Annotated in this window: 21 protein-coding genes and 1 other RNA gene; 5 read left to right on the top strand and 17 right to left on the bottom strand. The window is 56.8% G+C overall.

What is annotated here, in order from left to right; all coding sequences use genetic code 11:
• Window positions 1-41: 41 nt before the first annotated feature.
• The 8 genes from IM284_RS16310 to IM284_RS16275 form a co-directional block, all read right to left on the bottom strand.
• On the bottom strand, window positions 42-785 hold the full coding sequence (locus IM284_RS16310; RefSeq protein WP_028014327.1) for an SDR family oxidoreductase: 744 nt from the start codon (window positions 783-785) through the stop codon (window positions 42-44).
• Window positions 786-853: 68 nt separating this feature from the next.
• On the bottom strand, window positions 854-3,727 hold the full coding sequence (gene gcvP / locus IM284_RS16305; protein WP_041908353.1) for an aminomethyl-transferring glycine dehydrogenase: 2,874 nt from the start codon (window positions 3,725-3,727) through the stop codon (window positions 854-856).
• Between the two features lie 118 nt (window positions 3,728-3,845).
• Complete coding sequence (gene gcvH / locus IM284_RS16300; protein ID WP_008499718.1) at window positions 3,846-4,235, bottom strand: glycine cleavage system protein GcvH; 390 nt, start codon at window positions 4,233-4,235, stop codon at window positions 3,846-3,848.
• Window positions 4,236-4,258: 23 nt separating this feature from the next.
• Window positions 4,259-5,353, bottom strand: a complete 1,095-nt coding sequence (gene gcvT, locus IM284_RS16295; RefSeq protein ID WP_045260935.1) for a glycine cleavage system aminomethyltransferase GcvT — start codon at window positions 5,351-5,353, stop codon at window positions 4,259-4,261.
• Window positions 5,354-5,750: 397 nt separating this feature from the next.
• Window positions 5,751-6,953 (bottom strand): FAD-dependent 2-octaprenylphenol hydroxylase, encoded by a 1,203-nt coding sequence (gene ubiI / locus IM284_RS16290; protein ID WP_047367438.1) that lies wholly within the window; start codon window positions 6,951-6,953, stop codon window positions 5,751-5,753.
• A gap of 12 nt (window positions 6,954-6,965) precedes the next feature.
• Complete coding sequence (gene ubiH / locus IM284_RS16285; RefSeq protein ID WP_047367437.1) at window positions 6,966-8,144, bottom strand: 2-octaprenyl-6-methoxyphenyl hydroxylase; 1,179 nt, start codon at window positions 8,142-8,144, stop codon at window positions 6,966-6,968.
• Complete coding sequence (pepP, locus tag IM284_RS16280) at window positions 8,141-9,454, bottom strand: Xaa-Pro aminopeptidase (RefSeq protein WP_120247341.1); 1,314 nt, start codon at window positions 9,452-9,454, stop codon at window positions 8,141-8,143. The genes ubiH and pepP overlap by 4 nt, the downstream gene beginning before the upstream one ends.
• A gap of 31 nt (window positions 9,455-9,485) precedes the next feature.
• Window positions 9,486-10,064, bottom strand: a complete 579-nt coding sequence (locus IM284_RS16275) for a YecA family protein (RefSeq protein ID WP_028014333.1) — start codon at window positions 10,062-10,064, stop codon at window positions 9,486-9,488.
• A gap of 167 nt (window positions 10,065-10,231) precedes the next feature.
• Here IM284_RS16275 and zapA point away from each other — a divergent pair, with 167 nt between their 5' ends.
• The 3 genes from zapA (at window position 10,232) to IM284_RS16260 (ending at window position 11,407) form a co-directional block, all read left to right on the top strand.
• A complete protein-coding gene (zapA, locus tag IM284_RS16270; RefSeq protein ID WP_006811891.1) occupies window positions 10,232-10,561 on the top strand; it encodes a cell division protein ZapA in 330 nt (109 codons plus the stop codon).
• A 41-nt stretch (window positions 10,562-10,602) separates the two neighbouring features.
• Window positions 10,603-10,786: non-coding RNA, 6S RNA (ssrS, locus tag IM284_RS16265), on the top strand.
• A 24-nt stretch (window positions 10,787-10,810) separates the two neighbouring features.
• Window positions 10,811-11,407, top strand: coding sequence for a 5-formyltetrahydrofolate cyclo-ligase (locus IM284_RS16260; RefSeq protein ID WP_047367436.1), 597 nt, complete (start codon window positions 10,811-10,813; stop codon window positions 11,405-11,407).
• A 96-nt stretch (window positions 11,408-11,503) separates the two neighbouring features.
• Here the strand turns inward: IM284_RS16260 and serA are convergent, their stop codons facing one another.
• Both serA and rpiA read right to left on the bottom strand, forming a co-directional pair.
• Complete coding sequence (serA, locus tag IM284_RS16255) at window positions 11,504-12,736, bottom strand: phosphoglycerate dehydrogenase (RefSeq protein ID WP_041908347.1); 1,233 nt, start codon at window positions 12,734-12,736, stop codon at window positions 11,504-11,506.
• A 266-nt stretch (window positions 12,737-13,002) separates the two neighbouring features.
• Window positions 13,003-13,662 carry a ribose-5-phosphate isomerase RpiA gene (rpiA, locus tag IM284_RS16250; protein ID WP_003860091.1) on the bottom strand — a complete coding sequence of 220 codons (660 nt, stop codon included), beginning with the start codon at window positions 13,660-13,662 and terminating at the stop codon, window positions 13,003-13,005.
• Window positions 13,663-13,789: 127 nt separating this feature from the next.
• On the opposite strand from rpiA, the gene argP reads away from it, so the two are divergent.
• Window positions 13,790-14,683, top strand: a complete 894-nt coding sequence (gene argP / locus IM284_RS16245; RefSeq protein WP_003860089.1) for a DNA-binding transcriptional regulator ArgP — start codon at window positions 13,790-13,792, stop codon at window positions 14,681-14,683.
• Window positions 14,684-14,726: 43 nt separating this feature from the next.
• Here the strand turns inward: argP and IM284_RS16240 are convergent, their stop codons facing one another.
• The 7 genes from IM284_RS16240 to tkt all read right to left on the bottom strand — a co-directional run bounded on the left by IM284_RS16240 (window position 14,727) and on the right by tkt (window position 23,094).
• Entirely contained in the window at window positions 14,727-15,458 is a 732-nt protein-coding gene (locus IM284_RS16240; RefSeq protein ID WP_028014336.1) for an oxidative stress defense protein, read from the bottom strand.
• 92 nt (window positions 15,459-15,550) lie between these two features.
• A complete protein-coding gene (gene argO, locus IM284_RS16235; RefSeq protein ID WP_047367435.1) occupies window positions 15,551-16,186 on the bottom strand; it encodes an arginine exporter ArgO in 636 nt (211 codons plus the stop codon).
• Between the two features lie 145 nt (window positions 16,187-16,331).
• Entirely contained in the window at window positions 16,332-17,186 is an 855-nt protein-coding gene (mscS, locus tag IM284_RS16230) for a small-conductance mechanosensitive channel MscS (RefSeq protein WP_003860082.1), read from the bottom strand.
• A gap of 186 nt (window positions 17,187-17,372) precedes the next feature.
• Entirely contained in the window at window positions 17,373-18,452 is a 1,080-nt protein-coding gene (fbaA, locus tag IM284_RS16225; protein WP_008499731.1) for a class II fructose-bisphosphate aldolase, read from the bottom strand.
• Between the two features lie 92 nt (window positions 18,453-18,544).
• Window positions 18,545-19,708, bottom strand: coding sequence for a phosphoglycerate kinase (gene pgk, locus IM284_RS16220; RefSeq protein ID WP_028014337.1), 1,164 nt, complete (start codon window positions 19,706-19,708; stop codon window positions 18,545-18,547).
• Window positions 19,709-19,757: 49 nt separating this feature from the next.
• Entirely contained in the window at window positions 19,758-20,777 is a 1,020-nt protein-coding gene (gene epd, locus IM284_RS16215; RefSeq protein WP_047367434.1) for an erythrose-4-phosphate dehydrogenase, read from the bottom strand.
• A gap of 325 nt (window positions 20,778-21,102) precedes the next feature.
• Window positions 21,103-23,094, bottom strand: coding sequence for a transketolase (gene tkt / locus IM284_RS16210; protein ID WP_047367433.1), 1,992 nt, complete (start codon window positions 23,092-23,094; stop codon window positions 21,103-21,105).
• A 271-nt stretch (window positions 23,095-23,365) separates the two neighbouring features.
• On the opposite strand from tkt, the gene IM284_RS16205 reads away from it, so the two are divergent.
• Entirely contained in the window at window positions 23,366-24,124 is a 759-nt protein-coding gene (locus IM284_RS16205) for a M48 family metallopeptidase (RefSeq protein ID WP_028014340.1), read from the top strand.
• Window positions 24,125-24,184 lie beyond the last annotated feature (60 nt).

The following is a 24,184-nucleotide window of genomic DNA, read 5'->3' as shown; positions in this document are numbered from 1 at the left end:
CGTTCCCTCTCCCCTTTGGGGAGAGGGTTAGCATGAGGGGTTTACTTCCCGCCAGCCAGCTCGATAAAACTGCCCGTCACGTAAGACGCCTTCTCGCTCAGCAGCCAGACAATCGCCTGCGCCACCTCTTCCGGCTGGCCGCCGCGCTGCATCGGCAGTAACGATTTCACACGATCCACTCGCCCCGGCTCTCCGCCGGAAGCATGGATATCGGTATAAATCAGCCCAGGCCGCACGCAGTTCACGCGAATGCCCTGCGCCGCCACCTCCAGCGATAGCCCGGTTGTCAGCGAATCTACCGCGCCTTTGGAAGCAGCGTAATCGACATACTCACCCGGCGCGCCCAGACGAGACGCGGCGGAAGAGACATTCACAATCGCCCCGCCCTTGCCGCCATGCTTGATGGACATGCGTTTCACCGCTTCACGACAGCAGAGGAAGTAACCCGTGACGTTGGTCGCCAGCACGCGGTTAATGCGCTCTGCGGACAGATTCTCGATGGTGGATTGCTCAAACAGAATGCCTGCATTATTGACCAGCGCGCGAAGCGGCTCACCTTCACGATCGATGCTGTCAAACATCGCCAGCACCTGAGCTTCATCGCTGATGTCCGCACGCACGGCAAACGCTTTACCGCCGGCCTCAACGATCTGATTGATAACGTCCGTCGCGGCTTTAATGTTGTGGTGATAGTTCACCGCCACGGTGTAGCCTTCACGTGCCAGCTGCAGCGCGGTGGCTTTCCCAATGCCCCGGCTCGCGCCGGTGACCAGTGCAATTGCCATTCACAACCTCCAGATAAAAAAAAGCCGGGTGGCGCTTACGCTTACCCGGCCTACAGTATGGCAAATAATTACTGGTATTCGCTCATCGGCACGCAGGAGCAGAACAGATTACGGTCGCCGTAAACGTCATCAAGACGCTTCACGGTCGGCCAGTATTTGTTTGCCACGCCAGCCGGGAAGACCGCCAGCTCGCGGGAGTAACCGTGGTTCCACTCTGCCACCATCTCGTGCTGGGTGTGCGGGGCGTTGACCAGCGGGTTATCTTCCAGCGTCCATTCGCCGTCCTGCACGCGGTCGATCTCCATGCGGATGGCCAGCATCGCGTCGATAAAGCGGTCCAGCTCGGCTTTGCTTTCAGACTCGGTCGGCTCCACCATCAGCGTCCCCGCAACCGGGAACGACATGGTTGGCGCGTGGAAGCCGTAGTCGATCAGACGCTTGGCGATATCCAGCTCGCTGATGCCGGTCTGCTCTTTCAGCGGACGAATATCCAGAATGCACTCGTGCGCCACGCGACCGTCGCGGCCGGTATAGAGCACCGGGAAGGCGGACTTCAGGCGAGTCGCAATGTAGTTGGCGTTCAGAATAGCCACCTGGCTCGCCTGCTTCAGCCCTTCCGCGCCCATCATGCGGATGTACATCCAGCTGATTGGCAGGATTGATGCGCTACCGAACGGTGCCGCAGAGACCGCGCCCTGACGGGTCAGCATGCCTTCAATCTGCACCACGCTGTGGCCCGGCACAAACGGCGCCAGGTGCGCTTTCACGCCGATTGGTCCCATGCCCGGGCCGCCACCGCCGTGCGGAATGCAGAAGGTTTTATGCAGGTTCAGGTGCGACACGTCCGCGCCGATAAAGCCCGGAGAGGTAATGCCCACCTGAGCGTTCATGTTCGCGCCGTCGAGGTATACCTGACCGCCAAACTGGTGCACCACTTCGCACACTTCACGGATGGTCTCTTCGTACACGCCGTGGGTGGACGGGTAGGTCACCATGATGCAGGAGAGCTTGTCGCCCGCCTGCTCGGCTTTCGCACGCAGGTCGGCCAAATCGATGTTGCCGTTCTTATCGCACGCGACCACCACCACTTCCATGCCCGCCATCTGGGCTGAGGCCGGGTTGGTGCCGTGGGCGGAGCTTGGGATCAGGCAGATATCGCGGTGGCCTTCGTTACGGCTTTCGTGATAGTGACGGATCGCCAGCAGGCCCGCGTATTCACCCTGCGCGCCGGAGTTCGGCTGCATGCAGAGCGCGTCGTAACCGGTCAGCTTCACCAGCCAGTCTGAAAGCTGGTTGATCATCATGTGATAGCCTTCCGCCTGTTCTGGCGGGCAGAACGGGTGCAGTTCGGAGAATTCAGGCCAGGTAATCGGGATCATCTCTGCCGCAGCGTTCAGCTTCATGGTGCAGGAGCCCAGCGGGATCATCGCCTGGTTCAGCGCCAGATCCTTGCGCTCCAGAGAGTGCATATAGCGCATCATCTCGGTTTCGCTGTGATAGCGATTGAACACCGGGTGAGTCAGGATCGCGTCATTGCGCAGCATGCTTTCCTGAATGGAGCGGCTGTCGAGCGCGACCTCTTTGTCGAGCGTATCAACGTCCAGACCGTGAGCGTCGCCCAGCAACACGCTGAACAGATTCAGGATATCGTCGCGAGTGGTGCTTTCATCCAGCGTAATGCCGACCGCGTTGTGGATGTCGCTGCGCAGGTTGATTTCTGCTGCATTCGCGCGCGCCAGCACGGCGGCTTTGTCTGCCACTTCCACGCACAGGGTGTCGAAGTAGTGCGCGTGGCGCAGCTTGAGGCCCTTCTGCTGCAGGCCGCAGGCCAGAATATCGGCCAGGCGGTGAATGCGGCTGGCAATGCGCTTCAGGCCAGCCGGACCGTGGAATACCGCATACAGGCTGGCGATGTTTGCCAGCAGTACCTGGGAAGTACAGATGTTGGAGTTCGCTTTCTCGCGGCGGATATGCTGCTCGCGGGTCTGCATCGCCATGCGCAGCGCGGTATTACCGGCAGCATCTTTTGACACGCCAATGATACGGCCTGGCATGGAGCGTTTGAATTCATCTTTCGCGCCGAAGAACGCCGCGTGCGGGCCGCCGTAGCCCATCGGCACGCCGAAGCGCTGCGCGGAGCCGAATACAATATCCGCGCCCTGTTTGCCCGGCGCCGTCAGCAGCACCAGCGCCATAAAATCGGCGGCAACGCTGACAACCACTTTGCGGGATTTCAGCTCGGCAATCAGCGCGCCGTAGTCGTGAACTTCGCCGGTGGTACCCACCTGCTGCAGCAGCACGCCGAAGACGTCCTGGTGATCCAGCACTTTGTCGGCGTCGTCGACGATCACCTCAAAACCGAAGGTTTCTGCACGGGTGCGCACCACGTCCAGCGTCTGGGGATGCACGTCCGCCGCCACGAAGAAGCGGTTAGCATTTTTCAGCTTGCTTACGCGTTTTGCCATCGCCATCGCTTCGGCAGCGGCGGTCGCTTCATCCAGCAGAGAGGCGGAAGCGATATCCATACCGGTCAGATCCAGCGTCACCTGCTGGAAGTTCAGCAGCGCTTCCAGACGCCCCTGGGAAACTTCTGGCTGATAAGGGGTGTAAGCGGTGTACCAGCCCGGGTTTTCCAGCATGTTGCGCAGGATAACCGGCGGTAACTGCACGTTGGTGTAGCCCATGCCAATGTAAGACTTATAGCGCTTGTTGAGGCCTGCAATAGCCTTCAGCTCCGCCAGCGCGGCGAACTCCGTGGTGGCTTCCCCTACCTGAGGCGGCGTGGCAAGCTGGATGTCTTTTGGCACAATCTGGCCGATCAGTGCGTCTAATGAATCCGCGCCAACCGTCTTCAGCATCTCCTGCTGTTGCTGAGCATCCGGCCCAATGTGACGTTCAATGAAGGCGCCACGGTTTTCAAGCTGGCTTAAAGTCTGTGTCATGAGCGATGGTTCCTGATACGTGCAGTGAATCGTAGTTATCTGTAACGCTGTTGCCCGGTGGCGCTACCGCTTACCGGGCCCTGTAAGCCGGATAAGCGCAGCGCCATCCGGCACAACGTTATTCGTCTTCCAGTAGTGCTTCGTACGCGGTTGCATCCAGCAGCGCGGCAACTTGCGATTCGTCGCTGGCTTTGATCTTGAAGATCCAGCCGCCTTCATACGGCTCGCTGTTGACCAGCTCTGGCGAATCGCTCAGCGCGTCGTTGACCGCAACAATCTCGCCGCTGACAGGTGCATAGATGTCAGACGCCGCTTTTACGGACTCCGCCACGGCGCAGTCGTCGCCCGCGCTAACGGTCGTGCCCACGTCAGGCAGGTCAACAAACACCATGTCGCCCAGCAGCTCCTGCGCGTGCTCGGTGATCCCTACGGTGTAAGTGCCGTCCGCCTCTTTGCGCAGCCACTCGTGTTCTTTGCTGTATTTCAGTTCTGCTGGCACATTGCTCATTGAAGTTCTCCTGATAAAAATAGTTAGGCGACCGGCTTACCGGCGCGAACAAAAATCGGTTTGGTCACGTGGACCGGCATTTCGCGGTTGCGGATTTGCACTACCGCCGTGTCGCCAATGCCCGCCGGCACGCGAGCCAGTGCAATACTGTAGCCCAGCGTCGGGGAGAAGGTACCGCTGGTGATCACGCCTTCGCGATGATTGCCGTCAGCATCGGTAAAGCGCACCGGCAGCTCGCCGCGCAGCACGCCTTTTTCCTTCATCACCAGGCCAACCAGCTGTTCGGTACCCTTCTCGCGCTGCATCTCCAGCGCTTCACGGCCAATAAAATCACGGTCAGCCGGTTCCCACGCGATGGTCCAGCCCATGTTGGCCGCCAGCGGAGAGACGCCTTCATCCATTTCCTGACCGTAGAGGTTCATGCCCGCTTCCAGACGCAGCGTATCGCGCGCGCCCAGACCCGCAGGCTTCACGCCCGCCTCTACCAGGGCACGCCAGAAATCGGCAGCTTTCTCGTTCGGCATCGCAATTTCGTAACCCGCTTCACCGGTATAGCCGGTGGTGGCAATAAACAGATCCCCCGCCTGCACGCCGAAGAACGGCTTCATGCCTTCGGTGGCGGTGCGCTGCTCGTCGCTGAACAGAGACGCGGCTTTTGCCTGCGCGTTCGGCCCCTGCACGGCGATCAGCGACAGATCGTCACGGACGGTGATGTCGATGGCATAAGGTTCGGCGTGTTGGGTGATCCAGGAGAGGTCTTTTTCGCGGGTGGCGGAGTTTACAACGAGGCGGAAGAAATCTTCGGTGAAGTAGTAGACGATAAGGTCATCAATCACGCCGCCCGAGGCATTCAGCATGCCGGTATAGAGCGCTTTGCCCGGCGTCTTCAGTTTGGCGACGTCGTTTGCCAGCAGATAACGCAAAAACTCCCGGGTGCGGCTACCGTGCAGATCGACAATCGTCATGTGGGACACGTCGAACATACCGGCATCGGTGCGCACCGCGTGGTGCTCATCAATCTGCGAGCCGTAGTGCAGCGGCATCATCCAGCCATGGAAGTCCACCATGCGGGCGCCGCATAACACGTGTTGTTCGTACAAAGGAGTCTGTTGAGCCATCTTGTCCTCGTTGAAAAATTCACCGTGAAACCCGGTATCGGCCTCGTTCGCGAATGCCGACGCAAACGTTCTCTTTTACCTGAACTTACCACCGAAACCGGCGGTTAACCATAAGGTAAAACGGGTCATCACATTAGCTTATGACCAAAAAACGCTGAAAAGCCTACAGAGTTATTCACTGGAAAAATGCGATTAACCCCGCACAAAATTAACAATGATCTAACAGGATTTAGCACATGGTGATATTTCGTGCGGAAAAACGGGCCGAATTTCCGTCACGTAAAAATCACGACATGAGAATAACTAATGCGAAAAATGGCGTGGAATTAGAATATTTCAAACGAGGGGATTTCCCCGACGCAGAGGCCGGGAAAATAAAGTGTGACGGGGATCGAGGTTAGCGTAACCAGTCGGGAAGATCGTTAAGACCCATTGCCTGACGAAGAAGTTGAGGTTTGACGCCGGGAAGGGTGTCGGCCAGCTTGAGGCCGATATCGCGCAGCAGTTTTTTCGCCGGATTTGCCCCGGCAAACAGCTCGCGGAAGCCCTGCATTCCTGCCAGCATCATCGCCGCACTGTGCTTGCGGCTGCGCTCGTAGCGACGCAGATACAGATGCTGGCCGATATCTTTACCTTCACGGTGCAGGCGACGCAGTTCTTCCACCAGTTCCGCCGCGTCCATAAAGCCGAGGTTAACGCCCTGCCCGGCCAGCGGATGAATGGTATGGGCCGCATCCCCCACCAGCGCCAGACGGTGCGCGGCGAACTGACGCGCGTAGCGGCCGGTTAACGGGAATACCAGCCGCTCGCTTTCAAGCGTGCACAAGCCAAGGCGGTTATCAAACGCCACGCACAGCGCCTGGTTAAAGGCCTCCGGCGTCGCATCCTGCATCTGCTGCGCTTTCTCCGGCACCAGGGACCAGACAATCGAGCACAGGTGCGGATCGGCAAGCGGCAGGAACGCCAGTATGCCGTCGTTGTGGAAAATCTGCCGCGCAATGCCGCCGTGCGGCTCTTCGGTGCGGATCGTTGCTACCATCGCATGATGGCGGTAATCCCAGTACGTCAGCGGGATATCGGCCTTGTTGCGCAGCCAGGAGTTAGCGCCGTCGGCACCGACCACCAGACGCGCGGTCAGCATGTCGCCGCTTTGCAGGGTGATAAACGCCTCGTTTTCGCCCCATGCCACCTGCTGGATCTGCGCAGGCGCAATTAGCGTCACGTCGCTGCACTGCTCTGCTTTCTGCCACAGCGCGTGGTGGATCACCGCATTCTCTATGATATGCCCCAGATGGCTATAGCCCATGCTTTCATCATCAAAGGCAATATGGCCAAAGCTGTCTTTGTCCCACACTTCCATTCCGTGATAGCAGCTGGCGCGCTGGGCGACGATATCTGACCAGACGCCGAGACGCGTCAAAAGCTTTTCGCTGGCCGCGTTAATCGCCGACACGCGGAGTTCCGGCGGGGCATCTGATGCGACAGGCTGGGGCTGCTTTTGCTCCAGCACGGCCACGCGCAGGCCGCTGCCCTGTAATCCACAGGCCAGCGCCAGCCCAACCATTCCGCCGCCAACGATGGCAACATCAACATTTTGCACAGTGATAACTCCTTAACGCGCGACCCAACCCAGGGTCCGCTGCGCCAGCACGTCACGTGCCGGAATGAACAGTTCCATCGCCATCAGCCCGAGGTTGCGGCCAACAACCAGCGGCGCCCAGCGATTGGCAAAGAGATGGACTAAACCATCGGTGACGCCAATTGTCGCCTCTTTATCGGCCTGACGTCGCGTCTGGTAATGGCTTAGCACCGGGTAAGCGCCACAGTCTTTTTGTTCGCTCCACGCCTGCGAAAGCGTTTCGGCCAGGCTCATCACATCCCGCAGGCCAAGGTTAAAGCCCTGACCGGCGATGGGGTGGAGGGTTTGCGCCGCGTTGCCGACCAGCGCCACGCGGTGAGAAACAGACTGTGATGCCGTGGTTAACGACAGTGGATAGACCGCACGTTTCCCGGCATGGGTAATACGCCCCAGCCGCCAGCCAAAGGCTTTCTGCAGCTCGGTACAAAAACGTTCGTCGGACCAGGATTTAACCTCTTCGGCCTTTTCCTGCGGGTGGCACCAGACCAGCGAGCAGCGCCCGCCCGTCATCGGCAGCATCGCCAGCGGGCCGTGCTGGGTGAAGCGCTCAAACGCCCGGCCGTTGTGTTCTGCTGCGGTCGAGACGTTCGCGATGACCGCGACCTGCCCGTAAGGCTGCTGCCGCCACTCTACGCCGCACTGGGTGCCGAGCGCCGAGCGCGACCCGTCAGCCGCCACCAGAAGCTGTCCGTCAAGCACGGTGCCATTGTTCAGCGTTACGCTGACCGCGTCTTCACTGCGGGTGAAACTGGCAACGCGTGCCGGGCAGTGCAACGTGACGCCCGGCGCGTCCTGTAACAGGCGGAACAGGCGCAGGCCAATATCGTGCAGTTCAACGACCTGACCCAGCGCGTCAATACGGTAATCATGGGCATCCAGCGTCACAAACCCGGCATGACCGCGATCGCTCACGTGCACGGTATTAATGGCGGTAGCGCAGTCGGCGATGGCCTGCCAGATGCCAATGCGGGATAGCTGCTGGCAGGTGCCCTGCGCCAGGGCAATGGCGCGGGAATCAAACCCAGGGTGATTCTTCGCCTGCGGCGCGACGGCTTCAACCAGATGCACCGGAAGCTGCCCCTTCGTCAAATGCGAGATGGCTAACGCCAGCGTGGCGCCAGTCATGCCGCCGCCAACGATAATCACGCTCATACGCGCGCCGCTGCCATCAGCGCCTCGATATCGTCCGCTTTTTTCACCACGCTCGCGGTCAGGTTTTCGTTGCCGGTTTCGGTGATGACGATGTCGTCTTCAATACGAATGCCAATTCCGCGGTATTCCTCTGGCACGTCGGCATCCGGCGCGATGTACAGGCCCGGCTCGACGGTCAGCACCATGCCCGGTTCAAGCACGCGCGAACGTTCAGGGCCGTACGCGCCCACGTCGTGCACGTCCAGCCCCAGCCAGTGGCTCAGGCCGTGCATAAAGTACGGGCGGTGAGCATTCTCGGTAATCAGGGTATCGACATCCCCTTTGAGGATCCCAAGCTTAACCAGCCCGGTAATCATGATGCGCACCACCTCACCGGTCACCTCCTGAATGGAGGTGCCCGGGCGATACAGCTTCAGCGCCGTCTCGAGTGATTCGAGAACGATGTCATAAATCGCCCGCTGCGCTGGCGAAAACTTGCCGTTCACCGGGAAGGTACGCGTGATGTCGCCCGCGTAGCCCTGATATTCGCAACCGGCGTCAATCAGCACCAGATCGCCGTCGCGCAGCGCGCTTTCGTTTTCGGTGTAGTGCAGAATGCAGCCGTTTTCCCCGCCGCCAACGATGGTGTTGTAGGAGGGATAACGCGCGCCGTGGCGGTTAAATTCGTGGTGAATTTCGCCTTCCAGCTGGTATTCAAACATTCCGGGACGACATTTTTCCATCGCGCGGGTGTGCGCCAGGGCGCTGATTTCGCCCGCACGGCGCAGCACGTTCAGCTCTTCTTCAGATTTGAACAGACGCATCTCGTGCACCACCGGACGCCAGTCCGTGAGGGTTGCGGGCGCGGACAGGTTCTGCCGCGAGCCTTTACGCAGTTTTTCCAGCGCGTTGAAAACAATCTCATCGGCGTAGGCGTATTCGCCCTGCGCGTGGTAGAGCACGTCGAGGCCATTAAGCAGCTGATAGAGCTGCTGGTTGATTTCGCTAAACGCCAGAGCGCGGTCAACGCCCAGCTTTTCCGGGGCGGCCTCTTGCCCTAAGCGGCGGCCAAACCAGATCTCAGCGGTTAAGTCTCGTACGCGGTTGAAAATCACGCTGTGGTTGTGGGTGTCATTGCTCTTAATCAGCACCAGCACCGCTTCCGGCTCGTTGAAGCCGGTGAAGTACCAGAAATCGCTGCTCTGGCGATAGGGGTATTCGCTGTCGGCGCTGCGCGTCACTTCCGGCGCGGCAAAAATTAGCGCCGCGCTTCCCGGCTGCATGTTTGCCAGCAGCGCCTGACGACGGCGCAAATACTCTTGTTGCGAGATAACCATGACACCCTCCTGTGCGTTATTTTTCTTAATGTAAGGTTGGCTTGCGAACTTCCGGCGCGGTCGGCTGCGAGCGCGTAAAGTTGTCGTGGCACAGCAGCGCCGCCACGCGCACGTACTCGATGATCTCTTCGAGAGACATTTCCAGCTCTTCCTGATCTTCCTCTTCATCGTAACCAAGCTGGGCGATGTTGCGCAGATCGTCAATCGCTTCACCCGCTTCGCCGGTTACTTTATCAAGCTTAGGCTGGGTGACGCCCAGGCCAAGCAGATAGTGGTTTACCCACCCCGCGAGCGCATCGGCGCGATCGAAGACGCTGACATCGTCGCCTTCAGGCAGATAAAGCTGAAAAAGGAAGCCATCGTCTTCCAGCGAATCGCTGGTTGCCGCGTGCATTTTTCGCAGCGCTTCCGCCAGTTCGTGGCCAAACGCCAGCCCTTCGTTGGTGAGGTCGTGGATCAGCGGCTGCCATGAGCTGTCGCTGTTTCCGCCGCACAGTATGCCGCTGATCAGACCGTGCATTTCGGCAGGGGTAAGACCGACGCCCTGCTGGTTCAGTAACTGGTTTAAATCCTTGTAACCAGGCATTTCGTTCTGTATAGACATACGCATTCGTCATCAAAGGGAGGATATTCATGATATGCTACCACTTTGGACCCTGGTGATACCAGAAAAGGGCTTGTATCTTCACATCAGGGTAGCTATAGTGTCGCCCCTTCGCAGCCCCCGGGGCAGTAAGCGAAGGCAGCGCAGTCAATCAGCAGGAAGGTGGCATGTCTGCACAACCCGTCGATCTCCAGATTTTTGGCCGTTCACTGCGAGTGAATTGTCCACCTGAACAAAGGGATGCTTTGAATCAGGCTGCGGACGATTTGAATCAGCGGTTGCAAGATCTAAAAGAACGCACTAGAGTCACAAATACTGAGCAGCTGGTTTTCATCGCCGCGTTGAACATCAGCTATGAACTGACTCAGGAAAAAGCGAAGACCCGCGATTACGCGGCTAGCATGGAGCAGCGCATTAAAATGCTCCAGCAGACCATTGAACAGGCGTTGCTTGATCAAGGTCGCAATCCCGAAAGACCGGGACCAAAGTTTGAATAACACTTCGCAGTTGACTATGGTAGAGTAACTGTGAAGACAAAATTTCTCTGAGATGTTTGCAAGCGGGCCAGTCCCCTGAGCCGATATTTCATACCACAAGAATGTGGCGCTCCATGGTTGGTGAGCATGCTCGGTTCGTCCGAGAAGCCTTAAAACTATGACGACACATTCACCTTGAACCAAGGGTTCAAGGGTTACAGCCTGCGGCGGCATCTCGGAGATTCCCTCTCTCTTCTTCTACCGACTACCATGACTCAATTCCCTGAAGTTTCTGCTTCGCGCCAGGACATCCGTCAGCTCATTCGCCAGCGTCGTCGCGCCCTTACGTCCGAACAACAAGCACACTTTGCGCAGCAGGCCGCTGCCCGCATGATGGCCTATCCGCCCGTGGTGATGGCAAACACCGTCGCGCTGTTTCTCTCGTTTGACGGCGAACTGGACACCCAGCCGCTTATCGACCAGCTCTGGCGCGCCGGGAAAAAAGTTTACCTGCCGGTACTGCATCAGTTCAGCCGGGGCAATCTGCTGTTTCTGCACTACCATCCGCACAGCGAGCTGGTGGTGAATCGTCTGAAAATCACCGAGCCGAAACTCGACGTGCGCGACGTATTACCGCTGTCCGAGCTGGACGTGCTGATTACGCCGCTGGTGGCGTTTGATGAGCAGGGACAGCGCTTAGGCATGGGCGGGGGGTTCTATGACCGAACGCTGCAAAACTGGCAGCAGTACAGGCTGCAGCCGGTAGGCTACGCGCATGATTGTCAGTGCGTGGAGGCGTTGCCGGTGGAGAAATGGGATATTCCGCTGCCTGCGGTGGTAACGCCAGGTAAAACGTGGCTTTGGTAGCATAAAGCCGGGTGGCGCTTACGCTTACCCGGCCTACAAAAGCTCAACGTAGGTCGGGTAAGGCGTAGCCGCCACCCGACACCACAGACCGCACCATCAGTACAGCAGGCGCGCGCGAATCGTTCCCGGTATGGCCTTCATGCTCTGCAGCGCTTTCTCAGCAACATCTTCATCGGCTTCAATATCGATAACCACATAACCCATCTGCGAGTTGGTTTGCAGATACTGGGCGGCAATGTTAACGCTCTGCTCGGCAAAAATCTGGTTGATGGCGGTCAGCACGCCAGGACGGTTTTCGTGGATGTGCAGCAGACGACGACCGCCGTGCAGCGGCAGAGATACTTCCGGGAAGTTCACCGCAGAGAGCGTTGAACCGTTGTCGGAATATTTGCTCAGCTTACCCGCCACTTCCAGACCGATATTCTCCTGCGCTTCCTGAGTAGAACCGCCGATGTGCGGCGTCAGGATCACGTTGTCGAATTCGCACAGCGGAGAGTTAAACGGATCGCTGTTGGTGGCCGGTTCCGTCGGGAACACGTCGATGGCCGCCCCCGCCAGATGCTTACGCTTCAGCGCATCGCACAGCGCAGGGATATCGACCACCGTACCACGCGCGGCGTTGATCAGCAGAGATCCCGGCTTCATCAGCGCCAGCTCTTCCGCGCCCATCATGTTTTTGGTGGAGGCGTTTTCCGGCACGTGCAGGCTGACCACGTCGCTCATGTTCAGCAAGTCAGAAAGATGCTGTACCTGCGTCGCGTTACCCAGCGGCAGCTTGCTTTCGATATCGTAGAAGTAGACGTGCATCCCCAGCGATTCCGCCAGGATCCCCAGTTGGGTACCGATGTGGCCGTAGCCGATGATACCCAGCTTTTTCCCACGAGCTTCGTATGAGCCCGCGGCCAGTTTGTTCCACACGCCACGGTGCGCTTTGGCGTTAGCTTCCGGGATACCGCGCAGCAGCAGCAGCAGCTCGCCAATTACCAGCTCCGCCACGGAACGGGTGTTAGAGAACGGGGCGTTAAAGACCGGGATACCGCGTTTTGCGGCAGCGTTCAGGTCGACCTGGTTGGTGCCGATGCAGAAACAGCCAATAGCAACCAGCTTTTCTGCCGCGGCAATCACGTCTTCAGTCAGGTGGGTACGGGATCGCAGGCCAATGAAGTGGGCATCACGGATGGCGGCTTTCAGCTCTTCCGTGTCCAGCGCGCCTTTGTGAAATTCGATGTTGGTGTAACCCGCCGCACGAAGGCTATCAAGCGCTTTCTGATGCACGCCCTCGACCAGCAGGAATTTAATCTTGTCTTTCTCCAGTGATACCTTTGCCATTTCCCCGACCCTGTTTTTATCTGAACTGATGTTGTGCTGGATTGAAATCCGCTGTAGCCAACATATCAAAAAAAACTATTGCAGCAATATGAACGTTTGCGTCGGCACTCTGAAGAAAAGTCATACAGGGCAAAATGACAGAGTAAAATGCTGAGGAAATTTACAAACGTGGCAGGATCGGCAAAAGAGGCGGAAAAGCGTGACACAAGTCACCAAATTTAGCTTTTCAAAAATTTTTTAGCGGGGGGAGCACTCCCCCCGTCAGATCATTTTACGATGGTTTTCACACCGTCAGCCGTACCGATCAGCGCCACATCCGCGCCGCGGTTGGCAAATAACCCTACGGTGACGACGCCTGGAATGCCGTTGATGGCGTTTTCCAGCGCAATCGCGTCGAGAATCTCCAGACCGTGAACATCGAGGATGACGTTACCGTTGTCGGTGACCACGCCCTGACGGTATTCCGGACGGCCACCCAGCTTCACCAGCTGACGGGCAACCGCACTGCGCGCCATCGGGATCACTTCAACCGGCAGCGGGAAATTACCCAGAATGTCGACCTGCTTGGAGGCATCCGCGATGCAGATGAACTTGTCCGCCACGGAGGCGATGATCTTTTCACGGGTCAGCGCCGCGCCGCCGCCTTTGATCATCTGCATATGGCCGTTGATTTCATCCGCGCCATCAACGTAAATGCCCAGACGATCCACTTCGTTGAGATCGAAAACGGTAATGCCGAGGCTTTTCAGCTTTTCCGTGGACGCATCGGAGCTGGAAACCGCGCCCTCGATCTGCCCCTTCATCGTGCCCAGTGCATCGATAAAGTGCGCCGCCGTTGACCCCGTACCAACACCGACAATGGTCCCTGGCTGTACGTACTGGAGAGCGGCCCATCCTACTGCTTTTTTCAGTTCATCCTGCGTCATGATCGTTTTGCCTGTGGTGTGAAAACTCAGGGCGCATTATAGAACACGTCGAATGGATTTCGTCTGCCAGGAAGGGAAAATTGTGTCATAGTGCAGATTAAGCAAAATTTAGGAGCCAGCCAGAGCAATGAAACGTCCGGACTACAGAACACTACAGGCACTTGATGCAGTTATTCGTGAACGCGGCTTTGAGCGCGCAGCGCAAAAGCTGTGCATCACCCAGTCCGCCGTATCACAGCGTATCAAACAGCTTGAAAACATGTTCGGGCAGCCGCTGCTGGTGCGTACCGTACCGCCGCGCCCAACGGAGCAAGGGCAAAAGCTTCTCGCCCTGCTGCGTCAGGTTGAACTGCTGGAAGACGAGTGGCTGGGTGACGAACAAACGGGTTCCACGCCGCTGCTGCTCTCGCTGGCGGTGAACGCCGACAGTCTGGCGACCTGGCTGCTGCCGGCCCTTGCGCCGGTGCTGGCCGACTCCCCTATCCGCCTGAATCTTCAGGTCGAAGATGAAACCCGCACCCAGGAGCGCCTGCGTCGCGGCGAAGTGGTTGGGGCGGTCAGTATCCAGCCTCAGGCCCTGCCAAGCTGTCTTGTCGATCAGCTGGGCGCGCTCGACTACCTGTTTGTCGGTTCAAAAGCCTTTGCGGAGCGCTACTTCCCGAATGGCGTCACCCGCGCCGCGCTGCTGAAGGCGCCTGCCGTGGCGTTCGACCATCTGGACGATATGCACCAGGCGTTTTTGCAGCAAAACTTCGACCTGCCGCCGGGCAGCGTGCCGTGTCATATCGTTAACTCGTCCGAAGCTTTCGTGCAGCTGGCGCGTCAGGGCACCACCTGCTGCATGATCCCGCATTTACAGATTGAGAAAGAGTTGAAAAGCGGTGAGTTGATTGACCTGACGCCGGGGCTGTATCAGCGCCGGATGCTTTACTGGCACCGTTTTGCGCCAGAAAGCCGCATGATGCGCAACGTGACTGATGCGCTGCTGGCGTTTGGACATAAGGTGTTGAGACAGGATTAAAATGAAAAGCCGGGTGGCGGCTACGCCTTACCCGGCCTATTGATTATTGTGCAGGTTTCGGCTGTGCTGCAACGGGTTCCAGCTGGAACACCACATCAACCTGATCGTCGAACTGAATCGTTGGCTGCTCGTAGGTTTCCTGAGCAGAAACCGGCGCGGCGTCCGCCTTCATCATCCGAACCATCGGGCTTGGCTGGTAGTTAGAGACGTGGTAACGCACGCTGTATACCGGGCCAAGCTTGCTCTTGAAGCCAGACGCCAGCTGTTCCGCCTGATGAATGGCATCATCAATTGCCGCTTTACGCGCTTCGTCTTTGTATTTCTCCGGTTGCGCAACGCCCAGCGACACGGAACGGATTTCGTTCAGGCCGGCCTTCAGCGCGCCGTCCAGCAGAGAGTTCAGCTTGTCCAGCTGACGCACGGTCACTTCCACAGTGCGCACGGCGCGATAGCCTTTCAGGATACTTTTGCCGTTCTGGTAGTCGTAATCGGGCTGGGTACGCAGGTTCGCAGAGCTGATGTCTTTTTTAGCAACACCGTTCTGTTCCAGGAAAGAGAGATATTGCGCAACACGATCGTCTGCCTGTTTTTTGGCGGAAGCGGCATCTTTCGCCGCCACATTCACTTCAATTGCCAGGGTTGCAACATCCGGTACCGCGTCCACGCTTGCGGTGCCTGACGTGACGATGTGCGGGCCATCCGGCAGTTCACTTGCCTGCGCCGACACCGCACCGAAACTTACTAATGCCGCGAGGGCCATCACTTTAAACTTCACTGTCATTCCTCCATGTTGCGAAGAGTGCCCTAACAACAGGGCTCATGCCAGCAAGCTTAGCGGGTCTTGCTCAGTTGTCCATAAGACAAGGATTAGTTGAACAATTCCTGGACGTGGTGAATGCCCTCTTTTGCCAGCTGAAAAGCAATAAACCACATCACCAGCCCCACCAGGGTATTAATAATGCGCTGGGCTTTGGCAGTCCGCAGACGAGGCGCCAGCCATGCCGCCAGAATTGCGAGACCGAAGAACCAGAGGAAAGAGGCGCTGACCGTGCCGAGCGCAAACCAGCGTTTCGGCTCAACGTCCAGCTGTCCGCCCAGGCTGCCCAGCACTACGAAGGTATCGAGATAAACGTGCGGGTTAAGCCAGGTGACCGCCAGCATGGTGACGATAATCTTCCAGCGGCCCTGCTTCATCACTTCGGCGCTTGCCAGCTCAATGTTGCTGCTCATCGCCGTTTTCAGGGCACCGAATCCGTACCACAGCAGAAACGCCACGCCGCCCCAGGTCACCAGCGCCAGCAGCCAGGGGGACTGCATCAGCAGCGCGCTGCCGCCAAAAATGCCGGCGCAAATCAGCAGCAGATCGCTCACCGCGCACAGCAGGGCAATCATCAGATGATACTGGCGACGAATGCCCTGATTCATCACGAAGGCGTTTTGCGGGCCGAGCGGAAGGATCATGGCCGCACCTAAGGCAAGCCCTTGAAAATAATAAGATAGCATGACGATTTTCTCGCAGTGTTGTTCTGAAGGCTGACTATACTGCGCGAATCACATTAGAGGAAATGGATAATATTAATTGGGTATTAGCGGAGCTTATAAAAGTTAAACCCGGTGGCGCGAGCGCTTACCGGGCCTACGGGTGACGTTATTCTGCTTCTTTGACTTTTTTGACGTTTACGTCCATCTGCGGGTAAGGGAAGCTGATGCCGTTGGCGTCGAAATCGCGCTTGATGCGCTCCAGCACATCCCAGTAAACGTTTTGCAGATCGCTGCTTTTGCTCCAGATACGCACCACGAAGTTAATAGAGGAAGCACCCAGTTCGTTCAGGCGAACCGTCTGCTCGCGGTCCTTCAGAATGCGGTCGTCAGAGGCGATGATATTTGCGATCAGCGACTTCACCTGATCGATATCGGAATCATACGCCACGCTGATGATGAGCTCGTTACGACGCACCGGCTCGCGGGAGAAGTTAATGATATTGCCCGCAATGATTTTCCCGTTCGGTACCACCACAATACGACCATCGACGGTACGCAGGGTGGTAGAGAAAATCTGTACCTGCAACACGGTACCGGCGATGCCGCCAAGGTCAACATACTCACCGGAACGGAACGGACGGAAAGTCACCAGCAGTACGCCCGCCGCCAGGTTTGAAAGCGAGCCCTGCAGTGCCAGACCAATAGCCAGACCGGCGGCACCAAGAACGGCAATCACGGAGGCGGTTTGCACCCCAACACGGCCCAGAGCGGCAATCAGCGTGAAGGCGATAATGCCGTAGCGCACCAGTGCGGAGAGGAAGTCAGCCACCGTGGCGTCAATGTGTCGTGCGACCATCACACGGTTGACGGCGTTCGACACGATACGCGCCACGATCATCCCGACGATGATGATGGCAATCGCCGCGACAATGTTCACGGCATAGCTCAGCAGCAGGGCCTGGTTGCGCACCAGCCAGTTACCGGCGTTATTGATGCTGTCTACAACATCGAGTTGTTCCATTTATTCTTCCTTTTGTTAAACCAAAACACAAAATCCATCCCCCATGGAGACAGGCAGGTCAGTAAAGGGTAAACAAAAAGCACCGGCTTTGCCAAACAGATCACAAAAACAGGTATTGCAGGATATTGAAAAAGCATAAAAAAAGGCCCGCATTTGCGGGCCTTCTGATGCTGTCAGCAGCTTAAATTACAGAACGTCGATCGCGTTCAGTTCTTTGAAAGCCTGCTCCAGACGGGTCACCATGGACGTCTGAGCAGCGCGCAGCCATACGCGTGGATCGTAGTATTTCTTGTTCGGCTGGTCTTCGCCTTTCGGGTTGCCCAGCTGGCCCTGCAGGTAAGCTTCGTTCGCTTTGTAGTACTGCAGAATACCGTCCCAGGTTGCCCACTGGGTGTCGGTATCGATGTTCATTTTCACTACGCCGTAGCTTACGGAGTCTTTGATTTCCTGAGCAGAAGAACCGGAACCGCCGTGGAAGACGAAGTTCAGGCTGTTGTGCGGCAGGTTGTGTTTCTTGGACACGTATTCCTGAGAATCGCGCAGGATGGTCGGGGTCAGAACCACGTTACCAGGCTTATAAACGCCGTGCACGTTACCGAAGGACGCTGCAATGGTGAAGCGTGGGCTGATTTTGCTCAGCTCGGTGTAAGCGTAATCAACGTCTTCTGGCTGGGTGTACAGGGCAGAAGCGTCCATGTGGCTGTTGTCCACGCCGTCTTCTTCACCACCGGTGCAACCCAGTTCGATTTCCAGGGTCATGTCCATTTTGGCCATGCGCGCCAGGTACTTAGAGCAGATTTCGATGTTTTCGTGCAGTGACTCTTCAGACAGGTCGATCATATGAGAAGAGAACAGTGGCTTACCGGTTGCCGCGAAGTGTTTTTCACCCGCGTCCAGCAGACCGTCGATCCACGGCAGCAGTTTCTTCGCGCAGTGGTCAGTGTGCAGGATAACTGGAACACCGTAGTGTTCAGCCATCTGGTGAACGTGGTGCGCACCAGAGATAGCACCCAGGATAGCAGCACCCTGAGGAATGTCAGTTTTCACGCCTTTACCTGCGATGAACGCAGCGCCGCCGTTAGAGAACTGAACGATAACCGGTGCTTTAACTTTTGCAGCGGTTTCCAGTACGGCGTTGATGGAGTCGGTACCTACGCAGTTAACTGCTGGCAGAGCGAAGTTGTTTTCTTTAGCTACCTGGAACACTTTCTGTACGTCATCACCAGTGATAACGCCAGGTTTTACGAAATCAAAAATTTTAGACATGTTGCTTAGTCCTGTATCTTCGGCCGTTAGAAAAGGTGCGAGCTTTTAAAAGCGCGCTGAAAATTGGGCAGGTTTCCCTGCCCTTGAATGGCTTACTTCTTAGCGCGCTCTTCGAGCATTGCTACTGCTGGCAGTACTTTGCCTTCCACGAATTCGAGGAATGCGCCGCCACCAGTGGAGATGTAGGAGATCTTGTCAGCGATACCGAACAGGTCGATTGCTGCCAGGGTGTCACCACCGCCTGCGATAGAGAACGCTTCGCTGTCTGCGATTGCGTTAGCCACGATTTCAGTCCCTTTGCGGAAGTTCGGGAATTCGAACACGCCAACAGGACCGTTCCACAGGATAGTTTTTGCGTTTTTCAGGATTTCAGCCAGTTTCTGTGCAGAAACGTCGCCCAGGTCCAGAATCTGCTCTTCGTCTTTGATGTCGTTTACAGATTTCAGGGTCGCGGTTGCGGTTTCGGAGAACTCGGTCGCCACGCGAACGTCAGTTGGAACCGGGATATCACAGGTACCCAGCAGGCGTTTGGCTTCGTCAACCAGGTCTGCTTCGTACAGGGATTTACCCACGTTGTGGCCCTGAGCGGCAACGAAGGTGTTCGCGATACCACCGCCAACGATCAGCTGGTCAGCGATTTTAGACAGGGAATCCAGAACGGTCAGTTTGGTAGACACTTTAGAACCACCAACGATAGCGACCATTGGGCGAGCAGGTTCTTTCAGTGCTTTACCCAGTGCTTCCAGTTCGTCAGCCAGCAGAGGACCCGCACACGCGACGTCTGCGAATTTACCGATGCCGTGGGTAGATGCCTGCGCACGGTGCGCAGTACCGAATGCATCCATCACGAATACGTCGCACAGTGCAGCGTATTTTTTGGACAGGGTTTCGTCGTCTTTCTTTTCGCCTTTGTTGAAGCGAACGTTTTCCAGAACAACCAGCTCACCTTCGGCAACGTCTACGCCGTCCAGGTAATCTTTCACCAGGCGAACCGGGTTGGACAGTTTGTCTTTCAGGTAATTAACAACCGGCAGCAGAGAGAACTCTTCGTTGTACTCGCCTTCAGTTGGACGGCCCAGGTGGGAGGTGACCATCACTTTAGCGCCCTGCTTCAGAGCCAGTTCAATGGTTGGCAGAGATGCACGGATACGCGCGTCGCTGGTCACTTTGCCATCTTTAACCGGTACGTTCAGATCGGCACGGATGAAAACGCGTTTACCTGCCAGATCCAGATCGGTCATCTTAATTACAGACATGGTGAATCCTCTCGTTGATTCTTAAAGTTTTGCAAGCGCAAGGTGCGCTCTACCTGAAACCTTTTGCGGCCATGGCTAACGTGGTGTCGAGCATTCGGTTAGCAAAGCCCCATTCGTTATCACACCAGACCAGCGTCTTGATAAGGTGCGCACCACTGACTCGCGTCTGCGTGCCATCCACGATGGCGCTGTGCGGGTCGTGGTTAAAATCTACTGAGACCAACGGTAATTCCGTATAGTCAACTATACCATGAAATGCTCCCTGTGCCGCTTTTTGCAGCAACAGGTTGACTTCACAGGCTTTTACCGGTTTTTTCACCGTCACGCTGAGGTCGATTGCGGTGACGTTTATCGTCGGAACACGCACGGCAATCGCTTCGAAACGGTCATTAAACTGCGGGAAAATTCGGGTGATCCCTGCAGCCAGTTTCGTGTCCACCGGGATGATTGACTGGCTCGCCGCGCGAGTGCGTCGTAAATCCGGGTGATAGGCGTCGATAACCTGCTGATCGTGCATGGCGGAGTGAATCGTGGTTACGGTGCCGGATTCAATGCCATACGCATCGTCTAACAGTTTGATGACCGGAATAATGCAGTTGGTGGTGCAGGAGGCGTTGGAAACAATGCGGTGCTCGGCTTGCAGCTCATGCTGGTTGACGCCAAACACGACGGTCGCGTCGAGGTCGTTACTTCCGGGATGAGAAAACAGGACTTTTTTCGCGCCTGCTGTCAGATGCGCTTCGCCGTGTTCGCGGTTGCCATACACACCGGTACAGTCAAGCACGACATCTACACCCAGTTCACGCCAGGGTAGCCCGGAAATGCTGTTCTCATGCAGCACACGAATAGCGTCATCACCCACAAAAAGCTGATCTCTTTCCTGGCGCACATCCCAGGCGAAGCGTCCGTGGCTGGTGTCATACTTCAATAAATGCGCCATGCCAGCAGCATCCGCCAGTTCATTGATTGCCACCACGGTGATTTCCGCCCGACGTCCGGATTCATACAAAGCACGAACCACATTACGCCCGATGCGACCGAAGCCATTAATCGCTACGCGTACGGTCATAGATCTCCTGCAAAGCAATCCCTGAGTTTGAGGTGGCTGAAAGAGTAATCCAGCGACGCCCGAAGGGGAATCTTTGCTATCACAAACTGCGATTGATTGGTCAATTGTCGAACATTTAATCGACTGAAACGCTTCAGCAAGAATAAGCGAATCGGGGAATAAAAGGAATGTCTGTCCAGATGAATAAGCGAGCTATATGACTTGCGTCACATTTTCATTCGAATAATGACGCAAAAAAAGCCGGGTAAGCGCTAGCGCTTACCCGGCCTACTTTTGAGCCATTTGTAGGCCCGGTCAGCGTAAGCGCCACCGGGCAAAACGGCGATTACAGCAATTCTTTCGCCTTAGCGACAACGTTCTCAACGGTGAAGCCGAACTCTTCGAACAGCTGTTCTGCCGGAGCAGACTCACCGAAGGTGGTCATACCGACGATAGCGCCGTTCAGACCCACGTATTTGAACCAGTAGTCAGCAATACCCGCTTCCACCGCCACGCGAGCGGAAACCGCTTTAGGCAGTACGGATTCACGGTAAGCCGCATCCTGCTTGTCGAACGCATCGGTAGACGGCATGGAGACCACACGCGCCTTCACGCCTTCGGCAGTCAGGTTTTCCCATGCTGCTACAGCCAGTTCAACTTCAGAACCGGTCGCGATAAAGATCAGCTCAGGCTGGCCTGCGCAATCTTTCAGCACGTAGCCACCGCGGGCGATGTTTGCCAGCTGCTCAGGGGTACGCTCCTGCTGCGCCAGGTTCTGACGGGAGAGGATCAGCGCGGTCGGGCCGTCCTGACGCTCAACGCCGTATTTCCACGCCACCGCAGATTCAACCTGGTCACATGGACGCCATGTGCTCATGTTCGGGGTTACGCGCAGGGAAGCTACCTGCTCTACCGGCTGGTGAGTTGGACCATCTTCGCCCAGACCGATGGAGTCATGGGTGTAGACCATCACCTGACGCTGTTTCATCAGCGCAGCCATACGCACGGCGTTACGTGCATATTCCACGAACATCAGGAAGGTAGAGGTGTATGGCAGGAAACCACCGTGCAGAGCGATACCGTTCGCGATAGCGGTCATACCAAACTCACGTACACCGTAATGGATGTAGTTACCGGCACTGTCTTCGTTGATTGGCTTAGAACCAGACCACAGGGTCAGGTTAGAAGGCGCCAGGTCAGCGGAGCCGCCCAGGAATTCCGGAAGCAGCGGACCGAACGCTTCAATCGCATTCTGAGATGCTTTACGGCTGGCGATTTTAGACGGGTTCGCCTGCAGCTTCGCGATGAATTCGTTGGCTTTCGCGTCGAAGTCAGACGGCATATCGCCTTTCATACGACGGGTGAATTCAGCCGCTTCCTGTGGGAACGCCTTCGCATAGGCAGCGAATTTCTCGTTCCAGGCCGCTTCTTTCGCCTGGCCCACTTCTTTAGCATCCCACTGAGCATAGATCTCAGACGGGATTTCGAAGGCAGGGTGTTTCCAGCCCAGTGCTTCACGGGTCAGTGCGATTTCCGCGTCGCCCAGCGGTGCGCCGTGGGAGTCATGGGTGCCCGCTTTGTTCGGAGAACCGAAGCCGATGATGGTTTTGCACATCAGCAGGGACGGTTTGTCGGTGACTGCGCGAGCTTCTTCTACTGCACGTTTAATCGAGTCAGCATCGTGGCCATCAACACCACGCACAACGTGCCAGCCGTAGGCTTCGAAACGTGCGGCGGTGTCGTCGGTGAACCAGCCTTCAACGTGACCGTCGATGGAGATACCGTTGTCGTCGTAGAACGCCACCAGTTTACCCAGTTTCAGGGTACCTGCCAGGGAGCACACTTCGTGAGAAATGCCTTCCATCATGCAGCCGTCGCCCAGGAAAGCGTAGGTGAAGTGGTCAACGATGTCATGGCCAGGACGGTTGAACTGCGCCGCCAGGGTCTTCTCGGCAATCGCCATACCCACAGCGTTAGCAATGCCCTGACCCAGCGGGCCGGTGGTGGTTTCTACGCCAGCGGTGTAGCCCACTTCCGGGTGACCTGGAGTTTTGGAGTGCAGTTGACGGAAGTTTTTCAGCTCTTCGATTGGCAGATCGTAGCCGGTGAGGTGCAGCAGGCTGTAGATCAGCATAGAGCCGTGGCCGTTAGACAGCACGAAACGGTCGCGGTCAGCCCATGCCGGGTTCTGCGGGTTGTGGTTAAGGAAATCACGCCACAGGACTTCGGCGATATCAGCCATACCCATAGGGGCACCCGGGTGGCCGGATTTGGCTTTCTGTACTGCGTCCATGCTCAGCGCACGAATAGCATTAGCAAGCTCTTTACGTGAGGACATTTTAACTCCAGATCGGACTGTTAAAGGCCATGCCCTTGACGACAGCGCGTTTTGGGCTACGCCGGAAAAAAGTGCCAACAATGTAACCCAAGCCGCAGGGCATGTACATGGACCATTCTTTTGCAGCTTAAGAAATCTCTGGATCATGCTCGCATGTTGCGCAATCTGCTCGCCCGCGCCTGTAGATATTCCTTATACTTATCCCGCCCCGGCTTCGTTGCGGGGGCACTTTTCGGATTTTATTCAGTTTAACGAGTACGGAAGCAACCTCATGAAAATGCGTGCAATAGTGCTGGCCCTGGGTACAACGCTCGTGCTGAGCGGCTGTCAGAATATGGACTCTAACGGTCTGATGACCTCAGGTGCAGAAGCCTTTCAGGCCTACTCCCTGAGCGACGCGCAGGTTAAAGCGCTGAGCGATCAGGCCTGTAAAGATATGGACGGAAAAGCCACGCTTGCGCCGGCTGACAGTACCTACACACAGCGTCTGAATAAGATTGCTTCCGCGCTCGGCGATAACATCAACGGCCAGCCGGTGAACTACAAGGTTTACATGGCGAAAGACGTCAACGCCTTCGCGATGGCTAACGGCTGTATCCGCGTCTACAGCGGGCTGATGGATATGATGACCGACAACGAAGTGGAAGCGGTTATCGGCCATGAAATGGGTCACGTTGCGCTCGGCCACGTGAAGAAAGGGATGCAGGTTGCCTTAGGCACCAACGCCATTCGCGCGGCGGCGGCCTCTGCAGGCGGCATCGTTGGCAGCCTGTCCCAGTCGCAGCTTGGAGACGTAGGTGAAAAACTGGTTAACTCCCAGTTCTCGCAGCGTCAGGAGTCCGAAGCGGACGACTACTCCTACGATCTGTTGCGCAAACGCGGTATTAATCCATCCGGTTTAGCCACCAGCTTCGAAAAGCTGGCAAAACTGGAAGCGGGTCGCCAGAGCTCCATGTTTGACGATCACCCGGCCTCAGAAGCGCGCGCACAGCATATTCGCGACCGAATGGCCGCTGACGGAATTAAATAATTTTGGAAGGAGGCAATTTTGCCTCCTTTTTATTTCGCATGAATTGCTAACTAAATCGCA

Source organism: Enterobacter cloacae complex sp. P12RS, assembly GCF_014895875.1.
In the GTDB taxonomy this organism is placed as follows: Bacteria; Pseudomonadota; Gammaproteobacteria; order Enterobacterales; family Enterobacteriaceae; genus Enterobacter; species Enterobacter bugandensis.
The sequence above is the reverse complement of the archived record's forward strand: the minus strand, read 5'-3'. Positions and strand labels throughout refer to the sequence as shown.

Excerpts from the sequence above, each read along its gene's own strand:
- mscS (WP_003860082.1), bottom strand. The coding sequence starts at position 17,186 with ATGGAACAACTCGATGTTGTAGACAGCATCAATAACGCCGGTAACTGG.
- fbaA (WP_008499731.1), bottom strand. The coding sequence starts at position 18,452 with ATGTCTAAAATTTTTGATTTCGTAAAACCTGGCGTTATCACTGGTGAT.
- gcvP (WP_041908353.1), bottom strand. The coding sequence starts at position 3,727 with ATGACACAGACTTTAAGCCAGCTTGAAAACCGTGGCGCCTTCATTGAA.
- argP (WP_003860089.1), top strand. The coding sequence starts at position 13,790 with ATGAAACGTCCGGACTACAGAACACTACAGGCACTTGATGCAGTTATT.
- serA (WP_041908347.1), bottom strand. The coding sequence starts at position 12,736 with ATGGCAAAGGTATCACTGGAGAAAGACAAGATTAAATTCCTGCTGGTC.
- IM284_RS16275 (WP_028014333.1), bottom strand. The coding sequence starts at position 10,064 with ATGTCTATACAGAACGAAATGCCTGGTTACAAGGATTTAAACCAGTTA.
- zapA (WP_006811891.1), top strand. The coding sequence starts at position 10,232 with ATGTCTGCACAACCCGTCGATCTCCAGATTTTTGGCCGTTCACTGCGA.
- argO (WP_047367435.1), bottom strand. The coding sequence starts at position 16,186 with ATGCTATCTTATTATTTTCAAGGGCTTGCCTTAGGTGCGGCCATGATC.
- IM284_RS16260 (WP_047367436.1), top strand. The coding sequence starts at position 10,811 with ATGACTCAATTCCCTGAAGTTTCTGCTTCGCGCCAGGACATCCGTCAG.
- IM284_RS16310 (WP_028014327.1), bottom strand. The coding sequence starts at position 785 with ATGGCAATTGCACTGGTCACCGGCGCGAGCCGGGGCATTGGGAAAGCC.
- ubiH (WP_047367437.1), bottom strand. The coding sequence starts at position 8,144 with ATGAGCGTGATTATCGTTGGCGGCGGCATGACTGGCGCCACGCTGGCG.
- pgk (WP_028014337.1), bottom strand. The coding sequence starts at position 19,708 with ATGTCTGTAATTAAGATGACCGATCTGGATCTGGCAGGTAAACGCGTT.
- gcvH (WP_008499718.1), bottom strand. The coding sequence starts at position 4,235 with ATGAGCAATGTGCCAGCAGAACTGAAATACAGCAAAGAACACGAGTGG.
- epd (WP_047367434.1), bottom strand. The coding sequence starts at position 20,777 with ATGACCGTACGCGTAGCGATTAATGGCTTCGGTCGCATCGGGCGTAAT.
- IM284_RS16205 (WP_028014340.1), top strand. The coding sequence starts at position 23,366 with ATGAAAATGCGTGCAATAGTGCTGGCCCTGGGTACAACGCTCGTGCTG.
- rpiA (WP_003860091.1), bottom strand. The coding sequence starts at position 13,662 with ATGACGCAGGATGAACTGAAAAAAGCAGTAGGATGGGCCGCTCTCCAG.
- tkt (WP_047367433.1), bottom strand. The coding sequence starts at position 23,094 with ATGTCCTCACGTAAAGAGCTTGCTAATGCTATTCGTGCGCTGAGCATG.
- gcvT (WP_045260935.1), bottom strand. The coding sequence starts at position 5,353 with ATGGCTCAACAGACTCCTTTGTACGAACAACACGTGTTATGCGGCGCC.